Genomic DNA, 24,215 nt, shown 5'->3' with positions numbered 1-24,215 from the left:
GGAATTTGACTTTACCACTAGGAGGTACACATTTTGGCACTACCCATCATCCCCTGGATCGGCGGCAAACGACGCCTGGCCGACCGCATCATCCCGCAATTTCGATCTGTCGTTTGTATGCTTAACGGCGCTAACGATGGGTCGATCAATCCCTAAACCTTGCTCCGTTTTCGTACCATGTGCCTGTTCGGATTGTGTGGAATTTGCCTTTTCTTGCGCTATCGCAAGATCCGTCGGACTAGGGTAAATTTATATGTCGTAAATTTTGTGCAATAATCACACGCATGACACCAATCGCGCTCACTAAAATTCAAGATGCTTTTGATAAGCTAAGCCCGTATCTAAACCCACTTGTTTCTATTGATGAAATGACACTTCGTCGGATTAAGAATGATGTGGTTCGCAACCTCGCGGTTGATCCTCACTTAGGCTATATGGCTCTTGGAAATATAGCATTGCTTGAGTGGGATGAAGAGGGGCTGGATTCTAATTATCGAAACGCGTTGCGCTTGCAGCGTGACTCGCTGACGCTCTCAAATTATGCTACAGCTTTGCAAGTACTTGGGAAATTCGCCGAGGCTTTGCCATATGTGCAGGAGGCAAGTGACCATACGCCAACCGACCTTGCTTTGTTCCGAGAATTAATCCGCTACACGTCTAACTCCGGTCAACTCAAACAAGCGGCACTCTTGTGTGAAAAATACAACACTCGCTCTCCTACCCAGCCATATCCGGAGGAGGAGGGTATTCGTTCTGCAAGTTCGGTGATCTTGGCAGCGGAGTTGGATGAGGCAATGTTGGTGAAGTGCAACAGTGTTGCATTTGAAGTTCTTCGTGAGCGAAGAACGTCGTTTTTTTCAATTATCGTTGAAAGTGATAAACAAGATAATTGCATAATGGCTTTCATTACACTTCCTGTTAGCGCGGAGAGAGTTGATGAGCTAGACCGCGAGCTGGGCGAACGTTTGTTTGACCAAGTTCCAGATTTTGACCCTTCTAAATACTGGGTAGGGTACTCGGTGCTTTCGGAGGAGGTGCGATGAGCATCACTCATGTTGATTTATTGGGTACTGCGCGTCGCTTGTCCGTAAGCAATATAGTGGGAGAAGACCCATGCGAGTCTGATTTGCGAAGTGTTGCATCGCGCGCCTACTATGCGACACTGCATGCGGCATCTGATTCGCTTCCTAAGGACATCCAGCCGTCTGAGGCTGATATTTCTGGTAAGAGTTCACATAAGGCCGTAATCGACGCAGTCATTCTTTGGTCGAAGACCGTACGCCCCGGCCGTAGTGAGGCAATAGTTGTGGCCCGTAATCTAGCCAAATTGAAGCATCTTCGGAAGAAAGCGGATTATTTTATACTTCGAGATTTCACTGTTCAGGAGGCCGCTGCTGCATTGCAGATGGCAACAGTGACCATTACTAGTGCTGAAAGGGCAAGGAGTTTGGCGACAGCGGCTTTGATTGCTTAACCGTTAATTTAGCTATACTTGTCAATGTTTAAGTATGGTGATCTATGTGCGCTGATTACACCCCAAGCCGTAAAGAGCAGATCGAAGAAAGCTTTCGGGCCGGATACCCTCTGCTTGATCTACCTCCGGAGGCATGGCCCGGCTACATGGCACCTATCCTGCGCGGTTCGCACGAGGCGCCAAGCGAGCTGGAAATCGCCCCCGCCATGTTCGGCATGGTGCCCCACTGGGCCGTCCACAAGCTGGCCCGTCAGACTTACAACGCCCGCACCGAGACGGTGGCCAACAAGCCATCCTTCCGCAATGCTTGGAAGCGCAAGCAATTCTGCATCATCCCTGCCACCAACTTCTTCGAGCCTAATTACGAAACTGGTAAGCCAGTTCGCTGGCGCATCGAGCGCGCTGATGGCGGGCCGGTGGCCATTGCTGGCATCTGGGAATACCGCCCGGTCGACCAGCTGCTGTCGTTCTCGATGCTGACGATTAACGCCGACGGGCACCCGTTGATGCAGCGCTTCCACAAGCCAGACGACGAAAAGCGCATGGTGATGATCCTGGACCCGGACCAGTATCAAGGCTGGCTGGACGGCTCGCTGGTGTCGGAAGAGGACGTTTATCGGCAGTATCCTGCCGACCTGCTCGTTGCGCAGCCAGATCCGATGCAGTCTCGAATCCGTGCGAAAGCGTCTGCGCCAGTTACGCCCGTGGGGCAGGGCGGGCTCTTCTAGTTACAAATTTCGCCTTCTCGTTGCTTATTTTTGCCAATATACTGTATGTATGTACAGTTCATTCGGAGTGCGTGATGAAGGTATGGGCGAAGCGACGGCGCGAGGGCGGGGCAGTGCTGGGAGCACCCGCGCCGGTGGTCGAGGGTGCCATACTATTGGAGTTGCTGGTGGTTGAAGTCACGCTGGAGGGGAATCGACGTCCGTCAAAAGTAGCGCGCTTGCAGACGATAGGCGCGCCGCGCATTCTGGCGCAGCTTGGCAGGCCCAAGCTGGTGCGGGCACAGGGATGGAATCTGGTGCTGAGCGGCATTGAGGCAACGAGGGGCGAGTCTGGCCACGCCCGCGAGGTTGCCCAGACCTGGGTGTGCAAACTTTTCGTGCCGGAAAAAGCGATCGGATTCCGGGTCAAGGAACTGTATCGATCCGGAGTAGCGCTACCGAAAAAACTTGCGCGCGAGAGCAGTGGCTCGCGCGGGTTGCTGGCTGTGGCCGACGACTACTCAAATGTGCTACAGCGGCACACCACTTGCGCCGAGCTGCGCAGTCATCAGATATCCACGTTTCCGGAGGGGCGTTTGATAGACTGTCACATCGAGTGGATGTCGGAAGAGTCGTTCGAGCTGGGAGGCTTGCGTTTGCGGGACGCATTTGAGAGCCGGCCCGAGCAGTTGGAACGAGGCGGGTGGCTGATCGATATCGATCTCAAAGAACGCGAGTTGTCGAAGAGTGAGGCGCGCATACTGCGATAAAGTTACTCCAGCACGTCTTTAAGGCCTATCCCACCTTTCACGCAATGATTGCCCGATGACGCCCAGCCAGCTACGCGCTGCGCCTGGTCGATCAGCACGATGACCTGGCAGCCGGCGGCCACGCTGCCGTAGTTGAGCTGTAGCATGTCGCCCTGGTGATGATGGCTGGTGGGCGTTCCGATACGTGCTGCCAATGTGAAACTATCTTCACCAAGTAGGATCGTATTTTCCATGCGGTTAGTACCGGCCGTGCCACTGCAGGCTGCGAGAAAAATACAAACGGGAATTGCCTGCGGATAAAACATGGCGGAGATTAAAGGAGTGGGCTTTGCCGAGTTGCACCAGCTTACAACGTGCATTCCAGAGCGAACTGTGCAAGCGCAAACAGTGGCTAGATCGGTTTTACAGGGGAGCCAGGTAATTGCAGACGTCTGCACTGAGCGCTGGCTGAACGGTGTCTGCGTTGTTGGGGCATTGGAAAATCTAAAAAATCGTTGGAAAATACAAAAAAAGGGTTACAAGCCGAAGCGTGTAACCCTTTGATTTTCCTACTCATTCTGTGGGGTGGCTGATGGGGCTCGAACCCACGACAACAGGAATCACAATCCCTGTGTCGTCAACCCATAACCAGATTCCAATCAACAGCGTAGCCCGTGGCTTTAAGCTCGCGTGCCAACGCCAACTTCCAAGCGCCGGCATCATCCAAGGGTTCCCATACCATTCCAGCAAAGTCAGTTGGAATCTCTAAACTCCCTTTTGCTAGTGTGCAGACTCGGCTTCGTCCAAGCCGGCACATAAAATAACCAAGTTCAAGTAATACATTTTGACGGGCACGTGGTTGCAATGTATCAGCAGTTTTCCCTCCTACGTCATCGGGGGTCAACAGAACAACGGCAAACCCCACATCGCCGTGTGCTTCTATCTTTTCAATGATGGTTCTACCCTGATTTGCTTGCTCACTCAATATAATTGCATCAAAGCCAATGCGCTCAATAAATCGCGCAACAGTCAGCCGGGCAGTATCATCGTGGCCGTGCACGATGAAAATCTTTCGCGATACCTTGGTGGCAGCTGGTGAGACACCTGAGTTAGTCTCAGGCTCAGGTAAGTCGTTAATTTCTTCTTGCAGCCAGTTGATTGCAGATTTCAAAATTTGAACTGACGCAGATTTACCTTCTGCCACGTAAGTACGTGCCTTCAGAGCCTCTTCATGGCGATTCGTTCCGCCGTACGTGAAGTAAACCCCCCCATTGTCTAGCCGGATCGCATCTGCGTAACGCTGATATTCAACTGTTTGATGGCCAAAAACGGAGGTTAAGGTTCCTTCAATAGTGGTTTCTAGAGCCTTCTGCTCAGGCCCCCAACGCTGCGTGAGTATCGCTGCGTCAAAGTTTTCAATTTCTTCTATTAGGCGATACAGGCGCGTGATTCCCTTCCGCATCTGTTCAAGATTCAAGTTGGCCTGCGCCGGAGGTAATGGAGTTTTACGAGTGGCCATGTTTTCATTTTTGTAGATGCTTTAAGACTCATTATGCCCGAAAAGCAAGAAAAATATGATGGAGTATTTAGTTCGCCATGGCAGGGGGGGCGGAGTCGCATCAACGTCCAGTGCAAGGTCTTTCAATGTCTGATGAAGCGTATCTTTTGGCGTAACTTTTGAAGTACGGCTGAGTGCGCCATAGAGGAAACACGCTACTGCATCATGGGCGTGAGCTTTTCAGCCGAATTCTTCTTTGCCGCGGCGGCGTTGATTTCTTTTGGGACGGTGGTCATGTGTTCTTTGTCGTTGGTCCGGCGGCAGGGAAGGCATGCCTGCCGGGCTGTGGGTGGTGCTGTTGTGCGTGCCAAGCCGCGCCAGTGGAGCGGAGCTTGGGTTCAAGGCCGTCATTTTACCGCTTTCGGCGGGCGGAGCGGGGTATTGCGTGCGGGTGTGAAAAAGCCGCGCTCGTGGAGGTCGGGGCGGCCTGGGTAGAATGAAATTCTATTTCCATTTCGCAAGACGATGTGCTTGCTTTGGCCGTGGCCGTGGCCGCCTTTGCAGAGCAAGTCTTCAAGTAGACCATCGAGCGAGTGTTTCGGGACGGGGAGGCTCCGCTCTCCATTTCGCGAAAGTGGCCATCGTTATTCGTGGGCCCAGTCAATCTTGGCATGCTGCGCTCTGGCGATTGCAGCTGGAAAGACGCTGGTCATAGGGCCGCTCTCAAAAGCAACAGGTGGCAACAATCATAAACTCGTTTATCATTATTCGACCTGATGCCATCGCTTTCTGTTGCCCATGCTGATATATCTCGATGCCGCCATGCTGGAAGAGCCGGAAAGGAAGACACTTTCCCGTTTTTTTAGAAAGCCCTTTACCGACGAAAGTTGTGCGCTGGTGGCTGAGCGGTTGCCGCATCTGGCGCAGGTTTATCGGGCGCTGGCAAGCTCAATGCCGACGTGGCGAGGTGGAACATTGTTGTCGCAGGTGCACCAGGCTGAGCGCGTCTTTCAGCAGGTCGCGCAGTTGGGACCTGACCAACTTCCGCTGGTTCCGGAACTGGTGCTCGCCCGACAGGTCGAACTGCTGGAGGAACTCGTCCGCGATCACGCCGACTTCGTTCATCAGCGCAGCGAGCAGCCAAACCAGCGGTTCAAGCTCGACGCTGACAGCAGCCGGGTTGCCGTGCGTGCATTCAGCTTCCACGAAGTGGTCTTCCTGACGCTGATGGGGATATTGGAAGCGCAGGTAACGCGCCAACTGGTGACGTTTTCCTTCACGCCGCACGGTGGAGAAATCTTGTACAACCGGACGATCACAACGACCATGGAGGCGCAGTCTCAACTGTCGTTGACGCTGGTGCTGCGTGACGTTATTACCCACCTGCGTCATGGCGACCTGACCCGCACCGCCAGCATCCTGACACTGTTGCGGCCCGAGCTGCTCGACACGCTGGAAGACGCTTTTCTGGACAGTTTCTTCTCTATCGGCGCGTATATGGCACGCGATGCCTCCTCGTCGGAACTGATCAGCGGCGCGCGCGAACTGTGTCGTTGGTTCGCGCTGCTTGAAATTGTCCGACTCGCCGACGAAGCGGGTGTCATACCGAACGATGCTCTATGTGAGCGACTTGAACTTGATCGAGACCTGCTGAACCTCGTGCTGGCTGATCGCGCCGCTGCTATTCCATCTAATCGCGGCATTTACGTGCACGCTGGCGGCTGCCTGAGCCTGGGAAAAACGGGGCTCGGACACGCGGTCCATTGCTGCAAATCCGCCGCCTTGAGCGGGGAGCAGGCCCGTGACCTCGGCGAAAAATTTGAAAAGGAAATTACGGAATACATCACGCGACGCGTTTCTCCAGCGGATTATGTGGCGCGGGCCGGATTCAAGCGGAGCGAAAATGGCAAAGGCAAGATGTACGACTGCGACCTGATCATTTTCGAGGTGGCGCGGCGGCAGATATTTTTCATCCAGGCGAAGTGGAAGCGCAATAGCCGTACGGCTGATCTGGGCGATGAATTGAATTATTGGGGCGGCAAGAATTGGCCGCTGACGAAAGGCGTGAAGCGACTGGTCGCCTTGCGCCAACGACTTACGGAAAAGGACGTGCTTGCAAAGATTAAGGGCGCACTGGGCGATATCAGGCTGACCGACCAGCATATTCTCGCGAACTCGCATTATGTCGTTGTGCACACGCTGCCGTCTTTCAGCGCTTATCAGATCGATGGTGTCGCAATCTACGAATGGAATCTGTTCCGCAGGCTACTGCAAAGGGGCGCAATTGAGCGTAGCATGTGGACAGGCGGGCCGCATGCCGTGGCCATCGTCCTGCCCGAGCATCGGCATCACACTATGCTGAAGCTCGAAGACCCAAATCAGGTTCTGGACTATTTTTACACGATGGCCGGTGGCAATCTGGCGCAACTGCCGCGCGAAAAACAAGACCGAGAGCAGGCGAGGTATGGGTTTGATCTAGCATTGCCATCTGCATCGCTATGGTGCCGCATGAGGGGAAACGCCACGCTGCGCGTCATACGCCCCTACACCTAATCGATTGGATAGACTTTTCTCACCGGCCATACCAGCAACGTACACCTTTCCGCGACGCGGCGAAGTAGCCCGCCAGCTCAGGCTCAGCACCTGGCCACAGCACCAAAGGCACGCAGCATAAGGCCACAGAGCATCAGGACCACATCACGAAAGGAAGAGTCATGTCGATGAGCGCCGTTCCTGGAAGGATCCGCAAATTGCAGGTGGTCTCGCGCTCTTCCTCGTGGTGCTGGTGTGGGCATCCGTCATAACGGCGGCTGTGGATGCCGAGCCAGTTCCTGGCGTGCGCGCCGGAGCCGAGCTCAACGCGGACATCCTTGGCCAGTAGCGGTTGACGAAGGTGATCGACGCCGCCGACATCGCCTCGATGTCGGACCGGCAGGCGCGCGCGTTGATCGGCAAAACCGTCGCGGTCACCAAGGACAAGTTCGTGTTTAATGGAGGGGCGTTTGCATCGCCGAGCTACGAGCGAAGCGTCAACGACTTGGCGCGCTCGTTTCGAGAGCAGGGGCATGTGAGCTCGGCAAACATGGGGTTGCCCGACCCGGTCACGGCGATCGACGTCTGCTGCACCCACCTCTTTTTGAAGGAACCGGGCCGCATCCTGGTCTATTGGAACGGCTTTTATTTCGATGCGGTCAGGACAAGGAAGTGAGTGGCGTCAGAATGGTTATGTCACCATCCATATTACTGAAATTTGGCACTGGAACTGGCGAAGGTCGCGGGACACGTCCATTTTTCAAAGTCGGCCGAGGCGGAGTAGATACCTGCGAGGAAGGAATATCTCCAGCCAACAACGCGTCTACTACTGACGGTCAGCACACTAGCTTGTGTGCTGACATAAAGCCTGGCGTCATTCGCGTTTTACAGGGTAGTGGCGCGTAAGGGCTCGCGCCCTGTTCCAGTAATGCGTTTCTGTTTCAGCCAGTGGTGCCAGACCTTAAAGAGCGACGGTACCGCCGACCGAACTTTCCGGGTCGAAAGAAAATACGCGCAGTTCCGGTTGAACGTCTTCGCCGCGCATAATGCGCACGGTCATGACGAAGGACAATTCCCAGCGACCGGCAGCATAGCCTACGTCCAGATTGTGTTTCCACTCCTGGCGGATGCGGTGCAGGGGCGGCAGTTCCGGTTCGCCCAGCAGTTGCTGAATTTCGAAGTCCAGTGGTAAATGATAGGTGGCGCCCACGGCTTGCAAGAATGGGGATGGCGGCGAGTACACGGTCGGTACTTTCGGACCGATTTGCGTCAATTGCGGTACGGTGATGATGCAGCAGTCGACGATCTGGAACGAGGTGAAGCCGCTTTCCTTGGAGCCACAGCAGGTAACGTCGAGGTAAACGTGCTGGCCTTTCTGGAAGTGTACGCCGCCCATGTAGGGACCGTGGCGGGGGTCTGCCGTTCCATCGCACGAGGTGAAGCTGTAATCCAATTGGTTGGTGATTTGATCTGCATCGAAGTGTACGGATAGCTTCATCCAAGGGCTTACAAGTGTCATTTTTTACTATCTCTTTCCATGTTGATAAGAAATTGCTGGTAGCGGGCATCTCGCCGCAGGTTCAACAGATCGGGGGCCGAATCGATCAGGTTGATGGGGTAGCCGAGTTTGGAGGCATGTAGCACTGCCTGAATCGCTTCTGTACGATTGCCAAGTAACTCATGGGTCAAGGCTGCTCTGAAATGGACATCAGCGCTGTCAGGTGCAATTGAAATAGCTTGCCGCATCCGTTCCATGGCATATTTTTTTTCTCCCAGATAGGCTGAGTACAGCGCCATACGGGAGTTAAAGGTGGCATTGTCAGGCTGGCGCGCCAATATCGGCTTGAGCAATGTGACTGCGCGTTGATAAGATTTTTTGGAGGCGGCGGCTTGTGCAGGGATCCAACGTTGTGCATCAGCAAGGTTAGCCCAAAGCATATAAATGCCAGGGCCACCCTTATTGGATGAGACTGCATTTTCAAAAGCCTGCACTGCTCCTAAATAGTCGCCTTTCGCAAAGAGGCTTGTACCAAGGTTGCTGTATAGCTCCCAATGCGGTTGTAGTTGCAAGCCTTGTTGAAGTACTTGAAGTGCCTCATCATTGCGATTCTGGCGTAGGAGAACCGCATTCAGATAGGCGTAGGCGTTTGACGATTGCGGGTCCAGTTTTATGCTGGTGCGGAAGGCTTGCTCTGCCATTGCATAATCTGTTTGACGATAACGCATCATGCCTAAGAGCAAAGGGAAAAGGCGTTCGCGTGGATAAATTTCGATGGCCTTGTCCAGCGTCACTTGAGCCAAGTCAAATTTACTTGCCTGTATCAACAGGCGCGCTTTGCCTGCAAGTCCCAGCATATTATGTGGATCGAGATTGAGCGCAATCGCCGTTGCCTGCATTGCCGCATCCTGCTTGCCTTGAAGATCCAGAACCCAAGCATGGGCGACATGGGCCAGTGCCACTTGATTGTCGGACATCAGGGCCTGCTGGGCACTGGCATCGGCGCGCTGGAGCCAGGTATCATCGCGGCCATCGCCAATGTAGCGCAGGCTGTAGGCGAGGGAGAGACCTGCCGCTGCGGCCGCATTGTGCGGACTATGCTTGAGTACCGTGTTGAAATGTTCGATCGCTTGCGTCTGGCTGGTCTCGCGGTCGAAAACCCGCAGAGCTTCCATACCGGCTGCCATGCTGGCGATTTCCGAAAAAGGTGCGGGCGCTTCTTTGGCTGTGATGAATGACTTCACTGTGGAAGAAATGATTGGCATTTGCCATGCAGCCAAAGCCAGCAGCGCAATCCCGGCAGTGATTTGTAATGTGCGCTTGCGTGGAATGGGCAAGCGGATAGAGACTGCGGGCGCCACATCTAATGGCGGTGGCGTCGCCACGACAGGTGTTGCCAATGTTGTCGTCTCCCTGTGCCCCCCGCCTATCGCCTCGCGCACGTCGCGCATGGTGCGTGGCCGTTCGGCCGGATCGTGCGCCGTCATCGCGCGCACGAGGGCGTTGATGGCGGGCGGGACGGAGTCCGGCAGGTCGGGCCACGGTTCTGTTGCCTGCATGTGGGCGGCGGCCAGGGCCAGGCCGTTCAGGTGGGCGAAGTGGCGCTGGCCGGCCAGCATTTCGTAGAGCATGGCGCCCAAGGCATACACGTCGCCGCGCGTGTCGGGCAGGCGACCCATCAGGCGCTCGGGCGCCATGTAGGCGATCGTGCCCTGCAGGTCGCACAGGGTGGTCGTTTGTGTGGCTTGCGGGTCGATGTGGCGCGCCAGGCCGAAGTCGAGGATGCGCACCCTGCCGTTTGCTTCCAGCATCAGGTTCGATGGTTTCAGGTCGCCATGGACCAAGTCCATCGCATGCGCCTCGTCCATGGCGTCGGCGATCTGGTAGGCGATGTCGAGCGCAGACTGCAGGTCAGCCTTGCCGCTGTGCATGAATTGTCCCAGGGTCTGGCCTTCGACCAGTTCCATGACGATGGACTGGCTCGTGCCCTGGCCTTCGATGGCGAAAATGCGTACGAAGGCTGCATGCCTGAGCGAGGCGGCCAGGCGCGCTTCATTGATGAGTTTTTCGGGATGCAGCACATCGGCTTGCGGTTTCAGGCGCTTCAGCGCCACGCTACGGCACAGCTTGGCATCCCACGCTTCGAATACATGGCCGAAACCGCCTTCGCCCAGCAAGCGGCGCACTTCGTAGTGACCGCTGATCGTGTCGTCTTGCGACGGGGTCTGACGCAGGGAGTCGAGCAGTTCCATATACCTTGGCTTCAGAGTGCATCAAGATGCGCAGCAGGCATCGGGAAGGGAATTGTGATGGCTGTGTGCGCAAAATGATTGATTTTGAGTAACTTCCTGATTTAAAACGATTGTTTCGAATAAGTCAATTGGTATTGACAAGGGGTGAACAAAAGTTGCTGGCAGTCGCCTTTGCGCGCTTCCGCTGCAGGCAGGCGCGGCTACGCCACGCAGGCATCAATGGCCATGCCCAGCTTGTCGACGATTTCCTCGACGTGGCTGGCGTCGATGATGTAGGGCGGCGCCAGCAGGATGTGGTCGCCGTGCAGGCCGTCGATGGTGCCGCCCATGGGGTAGCACATCAGCCCGTTCTGCATGGCTTGCGCCTTGATGCGCGCGTGCAGGCGGCGGGCCGGGTCGAACGGCTGTTTGCTGGCGCGCTCCTGCACCAGTTCCAGCCCCAGGAACAGGCCGCGGCCGCGGATGTCGCCCACGTGCGGGTGCTCGCCGAAACGCTGGCGCAGCCGCTCCTGCAGCAAGCTGCCCATGGCGCGCACGTTGGCCAATAAATCGCGCTCCTCGATCTGCCGCTGCACGGCCAGGGCGGCGGCGCAGGCCGTGGCGTGGCCGATATACGTGTGGCCGTGCTGGAAGAAGCCCGTGCCGGCGCGGATGGTCTCGCGGATGTCCTTCGACACCATCACGGCGCCGATGGGCTGGTAACCTGCGCCCAGGCCCTTGGCGATGCAGATCAGGTCGGCAGTGATGGCTTCCTGCTCGCAGGCGAACAGGCTGCCCGTGCGCCCCATGCCGCACATGACTTCGTCGAGGATCAGGAGGATGCCGTGGCGCTGGCAGATGGCGCGCATGCGCGCAAAATAGCCGGCGACGGCGGGCAGGGCGCCGGCCGTGGCGCCGACGACGGGCTCGGCGATGAAGGCCATGACGTTCTCCGCGCCCAGCGCGGCGATATGGTCTTCCAGCTCCTGGCCCAGGCGCGCCACGTAATCAGCATCCGTTTCATGCGCCTGCTGGTCACGCCAGGCATAGCAGGGTGATACGTGGGTCACGCCAATCAGCAGCGGTTCGAACTGCTGGCGGCGCCAGGCGTTGCCGCCCGTGGCCAGCGCGCCCAGGGTGTTGCCGTGATAGCTCTGGCGGCGCGCGATGACGTGGCGGCGCTGCGGCTGGCCCCGCTCGACGAAATACTGGCGCGCCATTTTCAGCGCGCTTTCCACCGCTTCCGAACCGCCCGAGACGAAATACACGCTGTCGATGCCGTCTGGCGCCCGCGCGACGAGAAAATCGGCCAGCTGCTCCATCGGTGCGCTGGTGAAAAACGCGCTGTGCGCGTACGCCATCGTGGCAATCTGCCGCTGCACGGCGGCGGTCACGGCCGCATCCGAATGGCCGAGGCAAGAGACGGCGGCGCCACCGCAGGCGTCCAGGTAGCGCTTGCCGTCGGCATCGATCAGGTAGGGACCGTCGCCGCCCGCGGCGACAGGGTAGGTGGCGGTCAGGCTGCGGTGGAAGACATGGCTCATGGCATCGCTTTCTTATCGGCAAAGGGGGAATGGCCGATTATAGGAGGCGTTGCGCCGCATTACAACGATTGATGTATTTTGTTTTAATTTACATCATTCGATGTTTTTGCATAGGCGCCCAGCGCCCGCAGCTGGCTTTCCGCCGCGCCGATGGCCGTGACGGCATCCGGCCCCGCGCGCGCCACCAGCAATTCCACCAGGCTTTCCACGGCAGCGACGCCGGCCACGATGGAAGGGAAGAACGAGGGGCTGTCGACGGCGATGACGATGCTGGCGTCTGCCTGCAGGGCCAGCGGCGACATGGCGCTGTCGCTGATGGCGACGACCTGGCAGCCGGCCTGGCGCGCCGCCTGCGCCACCAGCAGCGCTTCGCTCGAATACGGCGCGAAGCTGACGATGACGACGGCTTCGCCCGCCTGCAGGGCGCGCAAGTCCATTTCCAGGGTGCCGCCCTGGCCGCTCAGCAGCTGCACGCTGGGGCGCAGCAGCCGGTACAGGTAGTGCAGGGTGTAGGCGATCGGATGGGCGGCGCGAAAGCCGGCCACGTGCACGCGGGGTGCCGCCTGCAGCAGGCTGGCGGCCGCGTCCAGGGCGGTGTGGTTGGCGCTTTCCGTGGCGGCCAGGTTGCGCTGCTGCGCCGTGAACACTTCCGTGACCAGGTCGCGCTCTTTCCCCTCTTTGCCGGCCAGCGCGCCCGCCTTTGCCGCATAGCCGGCCTGGCCCGCGCGCAGGCGTTCGACGAAGATGGCTTTCAGTTCGGGCCAGCCGGCAAAGCCCAGCTGCTGCGCCAGGCGCACGAGGGCGGCCGACTGCACCTGCGCGCGCGCGGCGATGCTGCGCATCGATGAGACGGCCACTTCGTCCGGATGGTCGGCCAGGTAGCGGGCACCGGCCTGGAATTGCGGGCTCAGTTCCGCATGGCGCGCCTTGATCAGGTCCATCAGTGCCGCATAGGAATCGTGGGGTGTCGCTGCCTGCATCGCCGTGCCTCATTTGATAGGTTGCGGCGATGGTACAGGATTCGTCAGCGCGCCGGTAGCGGCGCGCCTTGCACCCGGGCGGCCGTGCGCGGACGCAGGCGGGCAAACAGATGCGGCCCGGCCGGTTTGCGGCGCGGTCCCGTCGTCAGCACGCGCAAGGCGGTGGGCAGGGGCACGTCGTGGCAATGCAAAAACAGGGCGGCGGCGCCCGTGCCGGCCATTTCCTGCAAGGCCAGCGCATGTTCGACCAGCGCCGCCGTGCGCATGTCGAGCCGTACCGGGATGTCGGGTTGAAATAACTGTATATCGACGTGCCGTGCATCGCGCATGCTGTCCCCCGCCGGGTTCGCTAGTCAAGCTGCCAGCATAAAAGCGCCCCGACACCACCGCTTTGCGCCAGATCAATTCCACTGTCGGATAGATTCCACAAGGCAAAAAAACGCCAACCGTTGCCGGCTGGCGCTGAAAACCCTCGAAGGAAGAAAGGGGGATATGAGTTAGTAGCTCCAGCGTATCGATAAACCGACGACCTTGTCATAGCGCCGCACATCGCGCACATAGTCGGGCGTGTCGTGGTAGTCGCGGTAGGTCGAGTCGAGCAGGTTGTTCGCGTCCAGCGTCACCGTGGTGTGCGGGTTGAGCTTGTACGAGACCGATGCGTCCAGGGTCTTGGTCGGCGCCACGGTCAGGTGGATGCCCTTGCCGCGGTAGTTGTAGTCGTCGACATATTTGTCGCGCCAGCTGTAGGCCAGGCGCGCCGACCACGGTCCCTGTTCGTACAGGCCGACGATATTGGCCGACCACTTCGACATGCCCGTGAACGGGTGCACGCTGCCATTCAACTCTTCCAGCTCGCCCGTCATGTAGGTGGCGTTCGCCTGCAGGCCCAGTCCGCTCATCCAGCCGGGCAGCTTGTCGTAGAACTGCTGGTAAGCCATTTCCAGACCTTGCAGATGGCCCTTCGAGGTGTTGCGCGGACGCGTGATGTCGTACTCGATGCCGCCGTACGTTTCCTTGGCCGAGCCGGAGAGAATGTAGTTCTTGAAGTTGTGGCGGAACACGGTGGCCGTGACGGAACCCGTCTGGGCGAAATACCATTCCAGCGCTGCATCGAGGTTCTTGCCTTCCACGGGTTTGAGGTCGGGATTGCCGCCGCTGCCAGTCGGGCGCACCATTTCCAGGCTCTGGCCCAGGCTCACGCCGGGGTTGAAGTCGGCGAAGTTCGGGCGCTGCACGGCTTTGCCGGCGGTCAGGCGGGCGATCAGGTCCTGGCGCAGCAGGGCTTTCAGGGTCAGGCTGGGCAGCACGTCCGTATCCGACGTCGTCACGCGCACGGGAGTGACGATGCCGTTTTGCGAGGAATTGCCTTGCAAGTCCTGCTTGGTCTGCACCACGCGCACGCCCAGCGTGCCATCGACCGGCACCTGCGCCAGGTCAAAGCCGATGCGGGCCTTGCCGTAGACGGCATTGGTTTTTTCCACATCCTTGTAGTGGGTCATCGGATCGTCCGGGCTGCGTTCGCTGCTGCCCGTAAACAGCTGGCGCAGCGCGGCCGTGTTGTTGAGCATGAAGTCGCGGCAGGGCGTGAGCCAGCTTTGCAGGCCGAAGTTGCCCGTGTTCTCGTGCGAGGCGCAAGCCAGGCCGGGAATGGCGTCCGCAGTCATAATCGACGTCAACCCGCCCTGGCCATTTTTTTCGCGGATCGATTCGGCCTTGCGCTTGGCCAGGCGCACGCCGCCCGAAAATTCGCGGAAAAAGCCCGTGCTGTCCATGTCGTAGGTAAGGTCGCCGCGCCAGTCGGTCGAGCTGCCTTCGTCGTGGCTGTGGTTATCGTAGAAGCCGAGCAGCGTGTAGTTCTTCGGGGCCAGCATGTTGTAGCCGGGGTAGCTGATCTGCGCGCCACCGTTGACGTTCGTGCTGCCGATCACGCTGGTCGGATGGGCGAGGAAGTCGAGGATGGGAAATTCGCGCTCGAAGTTGCTCACCGTGCGCGCCAGTTCCGTCGTGGCGCGCAGCTGCGGCGTGATGTCCCAGCGCGCGCCGATGGCGCCTTGCGAACCGATCGAGCGGTCGCGCCGCGCCTGTGTCGAACCGAGGGTAAACGGCGACCACGGGCCGTCGATCTTGCCCACCGTGGCCGCCTGGCTGGTGCCGGGGATCAGGGTGATGTCCGGGTTCTGGCCCCAGGGCAGCGAACCGACGAAGAACTGGCTGTCGAACGCATGCTTGATCAGGGTCGACATGCCTTCCGCATACACTTCCACCTGCGAGTTCGGGCGCCACTGGAAAGCGGCATTGGCCGCGTAGCGCTTGCGGTCGCCCACGGTCGGGATCATGCCGACGGAATCGGGGCCCGTGATGTTACCCGCTTCGGGGCGTTTGACGGGTTCGGCGTTCCAGATCGTCTCGTCATAGTATCTGCCGCGCTGGTAGGACAAGCCAAGCAGGGCGCCGAATTCGCCGTATGGGGTCTTCCAGCGGTTCGAGACCATGCCGCTGACGTTCGGGTCCGTCGAGCCGGCCTTGTCGCGGTGTTCGGCGCGCACATTGCCCGATGCCGTAAAGCCCTTGAAGTCGAACGGGCGGTTGGTGCGCACGTCGATCACGCCGGCCGTGCCGCCTTCGACCATGTCGGCGCCCTGCGATTTGTACACGTCCACGCGCTGCAGCATGGCCGTCGGAATGTCGGCCAGGTACAGGCTGCGGCCCACCGAGGTGAACATCTCGCGGCCGTTGAGCAGGGTCACCACGCCGGGCAAGCCGCGGATGATGACGGTGCCGGCCTCGCCGCTTTCGCGGCGGATCTGCACGCCCGTCACGCGGCCGAGGATTTCGGCCACGTTCTTGTCGGGGAATTTGCCGATTTCATCGGCGACGATGGAGTCGACCACCTGGTCGTTGTTTTTCTTGATCGTCTGCGCGCTCTGTGCCGCCCTGCGCACGCCCGTGACGGCGACGACGGCGATGCCGCTGTCGGCTGGCGCTGCCGCCGGTGCTGTTTCTGCCACTTCTGCCGCTGGTGTTTCCGCGGCGGGCGCCTGTTGCGCCCAGACGGACGCGCTGCTCAGCAGGCCGGCGCCGGCCAGCGCGGCCACTGTGGCCTTCAAGGTCAGACGTGTGTTGTGCCGGGACGTGCGGGTGCCCGTTGCCATCGATTGCTTCATCTTGTCTCCACCTGTATTTTAGTTATGTTGAGAACGCTGCGGCAGTCGCCGCCAGAGCTGGAACCTGCTCAAGAAACATGGTAGGTGGGAATGACTTTGCCCCACAAATGACTTCTTTTGCGAAGTCAATATCAATTCCGGTATCCCTGCTGCATTCATGCGCCCTGGCGGCGCACCCAGGCATCGCTGTTCGCTGCCGATGAAATGCGCGCCGGTGCGCCGGCCGCGCAGAGGCGAAAAAAAAGGCGGCCCGCAGGCCGCCCTTGCGCGCAGTTGGCGCGCTTACGCTTCGGCGACGCGCTTGGCGATGTGCGCCAGCGCTTCTTCCACCTGGTCGATCAGGATCAGGCACAGATCGCCTTCGCTCAAACGCGCCAGGGCCTTGTCGATGGCGACGAATTCGCCGTTGATTTCATCGATATGGCTGGTGCGCTTGGCGCCGTCCAGGCCCTGGCGCAGCAAGGCCACGACTTCACCGTCGGCGCGGCCGCGCTGGCACTGGTCCTGGTACAGCAGCACGTCGTCGAAGGCGGCGCCGAGGATTTCCGTCTGCTGACGGATGTCTTCGTCGCGGCGGTCGCCTGCGCCGCTGATGACCACCGAGCGGCGCTTGGCCGGCATGCTTTCGACGGCCTGCACCAGCGCCAGGATGGCGTCCGGATTGTGGCCGTAGTCGGCGATCAGCGTGGCGCCACGATAGTCGAACACGTTGAAGCGGCCCGGCGCGTTGTCGGCTTCATTGGCAAAGGTTTTCAGGCCCAGCGCGATGGTTTTCCAGTCCAGGCCCACGGCCCAGGCGGCGGCCAGCGACGCCATGACGTTGTCGACCTGGAAGCCGATGGCGCCGTTGCGCGTGATGGGCACTTGCGACAGGGCGATTTCGTGGCGTTCCTTGCCTTGCGCCGCGACCAGCTTGCCGTCTTCCACGTACACGACGCGGTTGCCCTGCGCGCGGTGCGTGGCCATCACGGGATGCGTCTTGTCGGCGGCGAAGAAGGTCACCGTGCCGCTGCAATTCTTGGCCATGCGGGCCACGGCCGGGTCGGTGGCGTTCAGGACGGCCACGCCGCTGTCGGCCACGTTCTGCACGATCACGCGCTTCAATACCGCCAGGTCTTCCACGGTGGTGATGTAGTTCAGGCCCAGGTGGTCGCCCGCGCCGATGTTGGTGACCACGGCGACCTGGCAGCGGTCGAAGGCCAGGCCTTCGCGCAGCATGCCGCCGCGCGCCGTCTCGAACACGGCCGCGTCCACGTCCGGGTGCAGCAGCACGTTGCGCGCGCTGCGCGGGCCGCTGCAGTCGCCGCTGTCGATCTGGCGTCCTTCGATGTACACGCCATCCGTGTTCGTCATGCCCGTGCGCAGGCCGGAGGTGGTGAGCAGGTGGGCGATCAGGCGCACGGTGGTGGTCTTGCCGTTGGTGCCCGTGACGGCGACGACGGGAATGCGGCCATCGTCGCCCTCGGCGAACATGGCGGCGATGATGGCTTCGCCGACGGGACGCGGCTTGCCGAACGAGGGCGCCAGGTGCATGCGCAAACCTGGTGCTGCGTTGACTTCGACGATGCCGGCGTTCTGCTCTTCCAGCGGTTTCAGGATGCTGTCGGACACTACGTCCACGCCGCAGATATCGAGGCCCACCATGTGCGCGGCGGCGACGGCGCGCGCCGCCACTTCCGGGTGCACGTCGACGGTGACGTCGGTGGCCGAGCCGCCCGTCGACAGGTTGGCGTTATTGCGCAGGATCACGCGCTGGCCCACGGGCGGCACCGATTCGGCCACGTAGCCCTGCTTGGCCAGGCTGGCCAGGGCGATGTCGTCGAAGCGGATTTTCGTCAGCGAGGTGGCGTGGCCGCTGCCGCGGCGCGGGTCCAGATTGACCTGATCGACCAGTTCGCGCACCGTGTGCTGGCCGTCGCCCACCACTTGCGGCGGATCGCGGCGGGCCGCTGCCACCATCTTGTTGCCGATGACGAGCAAGCGGAAATCGTGGCCCGGCAGATAGCGTTCGACGAGGATGTCGTCGCGGAATTCCTGCGCCGCGAGGAAGCCGGCCGTCAGCTGCTCGCGCGTGGTGACATTGACGGTGACGCCCTTGCCCTGGTTGCCATCCTTCGGTTTCACTACGACGGGCAGGCCGATCTCGCAGGCGGCGGCCCAGGCGTCGTCCACGTCGATGGCGACGCGGCCTTGCGGCACGGGCACGCCGGCCGAATCGAGCAGTTTTTTCGTCAGTTCCTTGTCCTGCGCGATGGCTTCGGCAATCGCGCTGGTGCCGTCCATTTCGGCGGCCTGGATCTTGCGCTGCTTGCTGCCCCAGCCGAACGTCACCAGGCTGCCTTCGGTCAGGCGGCGGAACGGGATGTTGCGCGCCACGGCGGCGTTGACGATGGCGCCCGTCGATGGGCCCAGGCGCACGTCTTCATCGAGTTCCTGCAGCTGGTGCAGGGCGCCGGCCAGGTCGAACGGTGCGTCGTCGAGCGCGGCGCGGCACAGCTGCTGTGCCAGTTCCAGGGCCAGGCGGCCGACGGCTTCTTCCGAGTATTCGACGACGACCTGGAAGATGCCCGTTTCCAGCGTCGGCGTGGTGCGGCTGAAGGTGACGGGGCAGCCGGCTTGCGCCTGCAGGCCCAGCGCCGCCAGTTCCAGCACCTGCGCCATCGGCGCGGCGTTGTAATTGCCCAGCGGTTGCAGCGGGCTCAGTTGCGGAAAGAGTGCGCGCAGGCGGGCTTCGAAGCCGGGCAGCTGGGCGATGTCGAGTTCCTGCGTGGTGCAGGAAACAATGGCTTCCACGGCGGTGTCGTGGCTCCAGAGGTTAGGGCCCCGCAAGGCCCGTACGCGAGATACTTCCATAATTAAACCGTAATCCTGTTGTGTTCTTGTGGGCCCGGCCGTAGCCGGGCTTGAGTGCTGCTTTGCCTTAGTTCCCGATGCAGCCGGGGGCCGCATCGAAGGTGCGCAGGCCCGCGCAAATCAGGTCGACGGGCAGGTTCAGGGCCCAGGCGGCGGCGGCCACGGCCAGCACGCTGTCGACATTGCCGGCCGTGGCCGGTTTCAGCAGGTCCAGGCACAGCAGGACCGTTTCGATGCCGCCTTCGGCCAGCACGATGTGGTTGCCGCGCACGAATACGGCGCGCTGGCCGGCGGCCAGTTGCGCCGCAATGGCGGGCAAGCTGCCATCCTGCGCATACAGGGTCACCGTGCCGTCGCACAGTTCGGCCAGTTCCAGCACGTGCGCGTTGGCGGCGTTGAGCACGGCCACGCCCGTCGGCACGACCACGTCGACCTGGCTGCGCACGGCCTTGTACAGGCCCGCTTCGTCCAGCACGTCGAAATCCTTGACGCTATCGAGGCTGCCCATGTCCGTGACGACGCCGATCTGGCACTTGTCGTAGGCCAGGCCTTCGGCCAGGATCATGCGCGGATTGCTCTCGAACAGGGCCGTCTGCACGGTGCGGTTGAGCAGCAGGCGCTGGCCCGCGTCCCAGTTCACGCAATCGCTGCTGACGACGCGGCGCTGGTCCAGATACATGCCTTCGCTGCAGACGGCGCCCGTATGCAGGCCCGACAGATTGAGCAGTTTGCACAGCATGCGCACGATCAGGCTGGTGCCGCGCGTGCCCGTCACGCCGATCAGCGGAATGCGGCCCGTTTCCTCGGCCGCGAACAGGTGGTCGACGATGGCCGCGCCGACAGGGCGGGGCTGGCCCACGCCTGGCTTGATGTGCGCCAGCAGGCCGGGGCTGGCATTGACTTCGATGATGGCGCCGCGCTGCTCTTCCAGCGGACGCGTGATGTCGGTGGTGACCAGGTCGATGCCGGCGATATCGAGGCCGACCACGCGCGCGGCCAGCAGGGCCGCATGCACGACGGACGGGTGCACGTCGTCCGTGACGTCGATGGCCACGTTGCCGTTCGGCTGGATCAGCACTTTCTGGCCCGCCTGCGGCACGGACAGGGCGGTCATGCCCTGGCGCTGCAGTTCGAGGATGATCTCGCCCGATTCATGCGGCTTGACGGTGCCGAGCGGGAAATCTTCGCCTTCGCCGCGGCGCGGATCGATATTGATCTGCGTGTTCACCAGTTCCAGCACGCTGGAAGTGCCATCGCCGTCGACCCACAAGGATTCGCCCTTGGCGGCCGCGATCAGCTTGTTGCCGACGACGAGCAGACGGTGTTCGTCGCCCGTGATGAAGCTTTCCACCAGCACGGCGGAGCTGTCGCCCTTGCGCGCGGCCAGTTCATAGGCGGCCTTGACGTCGCTTTCGGTCATCAGGTTCAGCGACACGCCGCGGCCATGGTTGCCGTCATACGGCTTGACGACGACGGGCACGCCGATGTCCTGCGCTTCTTCCCAGGCCGCTTCGGCGCTGCGCACCAGGCTGCCTTCGGGCACGCGCACGCCGCACGATTTGAGCAGGAATTTGGTCAGATCCTTGTCGCTGGCGATGCCTTCGGCAATCGCGCTGGTGCGGTCTGTTTCGGCCGTCCAGATGCGGCGCTGCGCGGCGCCGTGGCCCAGCTGCACCAGGTTGCCGTCGTTCAGGCGCAAGGAAGGGATGCGGCGCTCGGTGGCCGCATCGACGATGCTCGCCGTGCTCGGGCCCAGGCAGCGCGAGTCGACCATGTCGCGCAGCGGCGCCAGGGCCGCTTCCAGGTCGTAGGCTTCATCATTGATGGCGGCCATCAGCAGTTCGCGCGCGGCGGCCAGGGCGGCGCGGCCCACGTGCTCTTCGCGCGTGCGGAAGGCCATCTTGTAGACGCCGCGCTGGCTGGTCGAGCGCGTCTGGCCGAAGCCCGTGCGCATGCCGGCCAGGTTTTGCAGTTCCAGCACCACGTGTTCGAGGATGTGAGCCGACCATGTGCCTTCGCGCAGGCGCTCGAAAAAGCCGCCCCGTTCGCCCACGCCGCAGCGGTGCTCGATCATGCCGGGCAGCCACGCCACCAGGCGCTCGTACAGGCCGGGCAGGGTATTCGATGGATAGTCTTCCAGTTCGCCGATGTCGACCCAGGCTTCAATCACCGGGCGGTAAGTCCAGATGTTGGGGCCGCGCAAGTGGGTGACGCGGACGAATTCGATGTTCTTCTTCTTGATCATGTAAGTGGTTTCTTGATAACAAGCCAGGCGTCTGGGCGCCAGATACTTTATGTTGGCTTTACAGAGTCTTTTCAGGCTCGTGCTTGGTTCTTTATCCCGGGTATGCGCAGTGTGCCACTTTTAGCGGCCTCTTGTCGCGTTTGCTTCTCGTATTCTGCTGGTGTTGTCATTCTAATTGTTACTAATTGTTGCCATACTTGTTATAAAGTTACCGACTCCGGGCTAAGCTGGAGCATTTGCGCAACAGCGGGCTGTTGTATACTTGCCCCTGTACGATGGCCGCGCATTTTTTTGCTCCGTTTTGCCATCATTCATTACCTGCAGGCATCCATTCGATACAATACAGGAAATTGCCACTGGTGCATCTACCTCGCCATCGCGCAATACACAAACATTGATCGGGCGTCTGCCCCATCCCCCAAATCCCGCCCTGAAGGGCTTGGCCTCGAGCCGGAGTATGCTTTACGATGACAACTGAACTGAGTGTTCCTGCAACAACTATTCCCCTTACCTCGCTGCCGGAACACTGGCTGGCGGAAGTGGAAAGCAAGCTTTCTCCAGGGGAGAACGTTTTAAGTAGCGTTGAGGTTGACCTCGATGCGCGATTACGTTTCACAAAAGGCATAATTGTTGTCACAGAGAAGCGTTTACTGGCCCGTTCCCCGGGCGATACCACCTGGAAAAGTTGGTCTTTCCGCCATGGACTGCGCCTGACGCACCACGACCACGCCGGCGTCGGCCTCCTGGAATTGTTCGACGACCACGGCCGCCTGGCGTCGTGGCGTTTTACCCTGGGCCAGAATCTGCATGCGATCCGCGTGCTGGAACAGTTCGTCGAGCGCCTCGACAGCCACCTGACGGGCCAGCCCGTGCTGGAAGCGGAGCAGGAAGTGTGTCCCAGCTGCAAGGCGCCTCTGGAGCCGGAGCAGGAAGAATGTCCGATCTGCGCCAAGGTGCTGCATACGCCGCCATCGACCTGGACCCTGTTCCGCCTGTGGCGTTTCGCCCATCCCTACCGTGGCCAGCTGGCCCTGGGCTTCATGCTGATGCTGCTCTCCACGGCCGCGCACATGATTCCGCCCTACCTGACGGCGCCGCTGATGGACAATGTGCTGATTCCGTATCAGAACGGCAAGCATATCGATCCGTGGCTGGTGGTGTACTACATGAGCGGCTTGCTCGGTTCGGCCCTGCTGGCCTGGCTGCTGGGCTGGGGCAAGACCTATGTGCTGGCCCTGGTGTCCGAACGCATGGGCGCCGACTTGCGCTCGGCCACGTATGAACACCTGATGAAGCTGTCGCTGGAATTTTTCGGCGGCAAGCGCACGGGCGACCTGATGGCGCGCATCGGCAGCGGCAGCGACCGCATCTGCGTCTTCCTCTCGCTGCACCTGCTCGATTTCGCTTCCGACGTGCTGATGATCATCATGACGGGCGTGATCCTGTGGTCGATGAATCCGTGGCTGGCCATCATGACGCTGGCGCCGCTGCCCTTCATCGCGTGGATGATCCACCTGGTGCGCGACCGTTTGCGCACGGGCTTTGAAAAGATCGACCGCGTGTGGAGCGAAGTGACCAACGTGCTGGCCGATACCATCCCCGGCATTCGAGTCGTCAAAGCGTTTGCGCAGGAAAAGCGCGAAGCGGCCCGCTTCCGCGACGCCAACGCGCACAACCTGGCCGTCAACGACAAGTTGAACAAGGTCTGGTCGCTGTTCTCGCCGACGGTTTCCTTCCTGACTGAGATGGGCTTATTGGTCATCTGGTGCTTCGGCATCTGGCAACTGTCGCGCGGCGAAATCACCGTCGGCGTGCTGACCGCCTTCATCGCCTACAGCACGCGTTTTTATGGCCGCCTCGATTCCATGAGCCGCATCGTCTCCGTGACGCAGAAATCGGCGTCCGCCGCCAAGCGCATCTTCGACATCCTCGACCACGTGTCGAGCGTGCCGGAACCGGCGCAGCCCGTGAAACTGGAGAAGATCGAAGGCAGGATCGATTTGCGCGAAGTCGGTTTCCGTTATGGCAACCGCGCCGTCAACCGCGGCATCACCCTGAACATCAAGGCGGGCGAGATGATCGGCCTGGTGGGCCACAGCGGTTCGGGCAAGAGCACGCTGGTCAACCTGATCTGCCGTTTCTACGACGTGTCGGAAGGGGCGATTTTGCTCGACGGCGTCGACATCCGTTCGTTCGCCGTGTCCGACTACCGCCGCAATATCGGCCTGGTGCTGCAGGAACCGTTCCTGTTCTTCGGCACCATCGCGGAAAATATCGCCTACGGCAAGCCGCACGCGACGCGCCAGGAGATCATCGCCGCCGCGCGCGCCGCGCATGCGCACGAATTCATCTTGCGCCTGCCGCAAGGCTACGATTCGATGGTGGGCGAACGTGGCCAGGGCTTGTCCGGCGGCGAACGCCAGCGCATCTCGATCGCCCGCGCCCTGCTGATCGACCCGCGCATCCTGATCATGGATGAAGCGACATCGTCGGTCGATTCGGAAACGGAAAAAGAGATCCAGAAGGCGCTCGACAATCTGGTGCAGGGCCGCACGACGATCGCCATCGCGCACAGGCTGTCGACCCTGCACCGGGCCGACCGTCTGGTGGTGCTGGACCGTGGCCAGGTCGTCGAAGTGGGCAGTCACGATGAACTGATGGCGAAAGAGGGCGCCTATTTCCGCCTCTACGAAGCACAGGCGCGCAACAACGAACTCGCCCTGGATGACAAGGAATAAGC

At 60.5% G+C, this 24,215-nt stretch carries 18 protein-coding genes and 1 pseudogene; 9 read left to right on the top strand and 10 right to left on the bottom strand.

What is annotated here, in order from left to right:
- Positions 1 to 33 precede the first annotated feature (33 nt).
- The 5 genes and pseudogenes from AC1RBA_RS09045 to AC1RBA_RS09025 form a co-directional block, all read left to right on the top strand.
- Positions 34 to 117 (top strand): annotated as a pseudogene (locus AC1RBA_RS09045) (DNA adenine methylase); the annotation flags it as partial.
- A gap of 167 nt (positions 118 to 284) precedes the next feature.
- Positions 285 to 1,043 carry a hypothetical protein gene (locus tag AC1RBA_RS09040; RefSeq protein ID WP_492417747.1) on the top strand — a complete coding sequence of 253 codons (759 nt, stop codon included), beginning with the start codon at positions 285 to 287 and terminating at the stop codon, positions 1,041 to 1,043.
- The gene (locus tag AC1RBA_RS09035; RefSeq protein ID WP_492417745.1) at positions 1,040 to 1,474 is read left to right on the top strand and encodes a hypothetical protein; all 435 of its coding nucleotides are present in this window, start codon (positions 1,040 to 1,042) and stop codon (positions 1,472 to 1,474) included. Before AC1RBA_RS09040 ends, AC1RBA_RS09035 begins: the two co-directional genes overlap by 4 nt.
- Before the next feature lie 44 nt (positions 1,475 to 1,518).
- Positions 1,519 to 2,202 (top strand): SOS response-associated peptidase, encoded by a 684-nt coding sequence (locus tag AC1RBA_RS09030; protein WP_492417743.1) that lies wholly within the window; start codon positions 1,519 to 1,521, stop codon positions 2,200 to 2,202.
- A 74-nt stretch (positions 2,203 to 2,276) separates the two neighbouring features.
- Entirely contained in the window at positions 2,277 to 2,951 is a 675-nt protein-coding gene (locus AC1RBA_RS09025) for a hypothetical protein (protein ID WP_492417741.1), read from the top strand.
- 2 nt (positions 2,952 to 2,953) lie between these two features.
- Here AC1RBA_RS09025 and AC1RBA_RS09020 read toward each other — a convergent pair whose 3' ends face one another.
- The gene (locus AC1RBA_RS09020) at positions 2,954 to 3,256 is read right to left on the bottom strand and encodes a hypothetical protein (RefSeq protein WP_492417739.1); all 303 of its coding nucleotides are present in this window, start codon (positions 3,254 to 3,256) and stop codon (positions 2,954 to 2,956) included.
- Between AC1RBA_RS09020 and AC1RBA_RS09015 the strand changes: the two genes are divergently transcribed.
- Positions 3,255 to 3,494, top strand: a complete 240-nt coding sequence (locus tag AC1RBA_RS09015) for a hypothetical protein (protein WP_492417737.1) — start codon at positions 3,255 to 3,257, stop codon at positions 3,492 to 3,494. The two genes, AC1RBA_RS09020 and AC1RBA_RS09015, sit on opposite strands and share 2 nt — an antisense overlap.
- A 73-nt stretch (positions 3,495 to 3,567) precedes the next feature.
- On the opposite strand, the gene AC1RBA_RS09010 is transcribed toward AC1RBA_RS09015, so the two are convergent.
- Positions 3,568 to 4,449 carry a TIR domain-containing protein gene (locus AC1RBA_RS09010; protein ID WP_492417735.1) on the bottom strand — a complete coding sequence of 294 codons (882 nt, stop codon included), beginning with the start codon at positions 4,447 to 4,449 and terminating at the stop codon, positions 3,568 to 3,570.
- Positions 4,450 to 5,226: 777 nt separating this feature from the next.
- Here AC1RBA_RS09010 and AC1RBA_RS09005 point away from each other — a divergent pair.
- Both AC1RBA_RS09005 and AC1RBA_RS09000 read left to right on the top strand, forming a co-directional pair.
- Complete coding sequence (locus AC1RBA_RS09005; RefSeq protein WP_492417733.1) at positions 5,227 to 6,981, top strand: hypothetical protein; 1,755 nt, start codon at positions 5,227 to 5,229, stop codon at positions 6,979 to 6,981.
- A 331-nt stretch (positions 6,982 to 7,312) separates the two neighbouring features.
- On the top strand, positions 7,313 to 7,636 hold the full coding sequence (locus AC1RBA_RS09000) for a hypothetical protein (RefSeq protein WP_492417731.1): 324 nt from the start codon (positions 7,313 to 7,315) through the stop codon (positions 7,634 to 7,636).
- Positions 7,637 to 7,921: 285 nt separating this feature from the next.
- Here the strand turns inward: AC1RBA_RS09000 and AC1RBA_RS08995 are convergent, their stop codons facing one another.
- From AC1RBA_RS08995 to AC1RBA_RS08960, 8 genes are all read right to left on the bottom strand, one after another.
- On the bottom strand, positions 7,922 to 8,458 hold the full coding sequence (locus AC1RBA_RS08995; protein WP_070221418.1) for a hypothetical protein: 537 nt from the start codon (positions 8,456 to 8,458) through the stop codon (positions 7,922 to 7,924).
- 17 nt (positions 8,459 to 8,475) lie between these two features.
- Entirely contained in the window at positions 8,476 to 10,710 is a 2,235-nt protein-coding gene (locus AC1RBA_RS08990; protein WP_492417729.1) for a serine/threonine protein kinase, read from the bottom strand.
- A gap of 200 nt (positions 10,711 to 10,910) precedes the next feature.
- Positions 10,911 to 12,233 (bottom strand): aspartate aminotransferase family protein, encoded by a 1,323-nt coding sequence (locus tag AC1RBA_RS08985; protein WP_492417728.1) that lies wholly within the window; start codon positions 12,231 to 12,233, stop codon positions 10,911 to 10,913.
- Between the two features lie 83 nt (positions 12,234 to 12,316).
- Positions 12,317 to 13,213, bottom strand: coding sequence for a MurR/RpiR family transcriptional regulator (locus AC1RBA_RS08980; protein WP_083293507.1), 897 nt, complete (start codon positions 13,211 to 13,213; stop codon positions 12,317 to 12,319).
- Between the two features lie 44 nt (positions 13,214 to 13,257).
- Entirely contained in the window at positions 13,258 to 13,542 is a 285-nt protein-coding gene (locus tag AC1RBA_RS08975; protein WP_139143546.1) for a hypothetical protein, read from the bottom strand.
- Positions 13,543 to 13,710: 168 nt separating this feature from the next.
- Positions 13,711 to 16,377: a TonB-dependent receptor gene (locus tag AC1RBA_RS08970; protein ID WP_492417725.1), complete on the bottom strand. Its 2,667-nt coding sequence runs from the start codon at positions 16,375 to 16,377 to the stop codon at positions 13,711 to 13,713.
- A gap of 282 nt (positions 16,378 to 16,659) precedes the next feature.
- Positions 16,660 to 19,230 carry a cyanophycin synthetase gene (gene cphA / locus AC1RBA_RS08965; protein WP_492417723.1) on the bottom strand — a complete coding sequence of 857 codons (2,571 nt, stop codon included), beginning with the start codon at positions 19,228 to 19,230 and terminating at the stop codon, positions 16,660 to 16,662.
- 67 nt (positions 19,231 to 19,297) lie between these two features.
- Positions 19,298 to 21,475, bottom strand: a complete 2,178-nt coding sequence (locus AC1RBA_RS08960; protein ID WP_230505725.1) for a cyanophycin synthetase — start codon at positions 21,473 to 21,475, stop codon at positions 19,298 to 19,300.
- A gap of 467 nt (positions 21,476 to 21,942) precedes the next feature.
- Between AC1RBA_RS08960 and AC1RBA_RS08955 the strand changes: the two genes are divergently transcribed.
- Positions 21,943 to 24,213, top strand: coding sequence for a cyanophycin metabolism-associated ABC transporter (locus tag AC1RBA_RS08955; RefSeq protein ID WP_492417721.1), 2,271 nt, complete (start codon positions 21,943 to 21,945; stop codon positions 24,211 to 24,213).
- Positions 24,214 to 24,215: the final 2 nt, after the last annotated feature.

This window comes from Janthinobacterium sp. GW823-FHT03B06 (assembly GCF_058796955.1).
Note: the sequence above shows the minus strand (reverse complement) of the source record. Positions and strands in the feature narration are given on the sequence as shown.

Coding starts and splice junctions, on each gene's coding strand:
- AC1RBA_RS08960 (WP_230505725.1), bottom strand. CDS start 21,475: ATGATCAAGAAGAAGAACATCGAATTCGTCCGCGTCACCCACTTGCGC.
- AC1RBA_RS09030 (WP_492417743.1), top strand. CDS start 1,519: ATGTGCGCTGATTACACCCCAAGCCGTAAAGAGCAGATCGAAGAAAGC.
- AC1RBA_RS09020 (WP_492417739.1), bottom strand. CDS start 3,256: ATGTTTTATCCGCAGGCAATTCCCGTTTGTATTTTTCTCGCAGCCTGC.
- AC1RBA_RS08980 (WP_083293507.1), bottom strand. CDS start 13,213: ATGCAGGCAGCGACACCCCACGATTCCTATGCGGCACTGATGGACCTG.
- AC1RBA_RS09025 (WP_492417741.1), top strand. CDS start 2,277: ATGAAGGTATGGGCGAAGCGACGGCGCGAGGGCGGGGCAGTGCTGGGA.
- AC1RBA_RS08995 (WP_070221418.1), bottom strand. CDS start 8,458: ATGAAGCTATCCGTACACTTCGATGCAGATCAAATCACCAACCAATTG.
- AC1RBA_RS09015 (WP_492417737.1), top strand. CDS start 3,255: ATGGCGGAGATTAAAGGAGTGGGCTTTGCCGAGTTGCACCAGCTTACA.
- AC1RBA_RS08970 (WP_492417725.1), bottom strand. CDS start 16,377: ATGAAGCAATCGATGGCAACGGGCACCCGCACGTCCCGGCACAACACA.
- AC1RBA_RS08990 (WP_492417729.1), bottom strand. CDS start 10,710: ATGGAACTGCTCGACTCCCTGCGTCAGACCCCGTCGCAAGACGACACG.
- AC1RBA_RS09035 (WP_492417745.1), top strand. CDS start 1,040: ATGAGCATCACTCATGTTGATTTATTGGGTACTGCGCGTCGCTTGTCC.
- cphA (WP_492417723.1), bottom strand. CDS start 19,230: ATGGAAGTATCTCGCGTACGGGCCTTGCGGGGCCCTAACCTCTGGAGC.
- AC1RBA_RS09005 (WP_492417733.1), top strand. CDS start 5,227: ATGCTGATATATCTCGATGCCGCCATGCTGGAAGAGCCGGAAAGGAAG.
- AC1RBA_RS08985 (WP_492417728.1), bottom strand. CDS start 12,233: ATGAGCCATGTCTTCCACCGCAGCCTGACCGCCACCTACCCTGTCGCC.
- AC1RBA_RS08955 (WP_492417721.1), top strand. CDS start 21,943: ATGACAACTGAACTGAGTGTTCCTGCAACAACTATTCCCCTTACCTCG.
- AC1RBA_RS09010 (WP_492417735.1), bottom strand. CDS start 4,449: ATGGCCACTCGTAAAACTCCATTACCTCCGGCGCAGGCCAACTTGAAT.
- AC1RBA_RS09040 (WP_492417747.1), top strand. CDS start 285: ATGACACCAATCGCGCTCACTAAAATTCAAGATGCTTTTGATAAGCTA.
- AC1RBA_RS08975 (WP_139143546.1), bottom strand. CDS start 13,542: ATGCGCGATGCACGGCACGTCGATATACAGTTATTTCAACCCGACATC.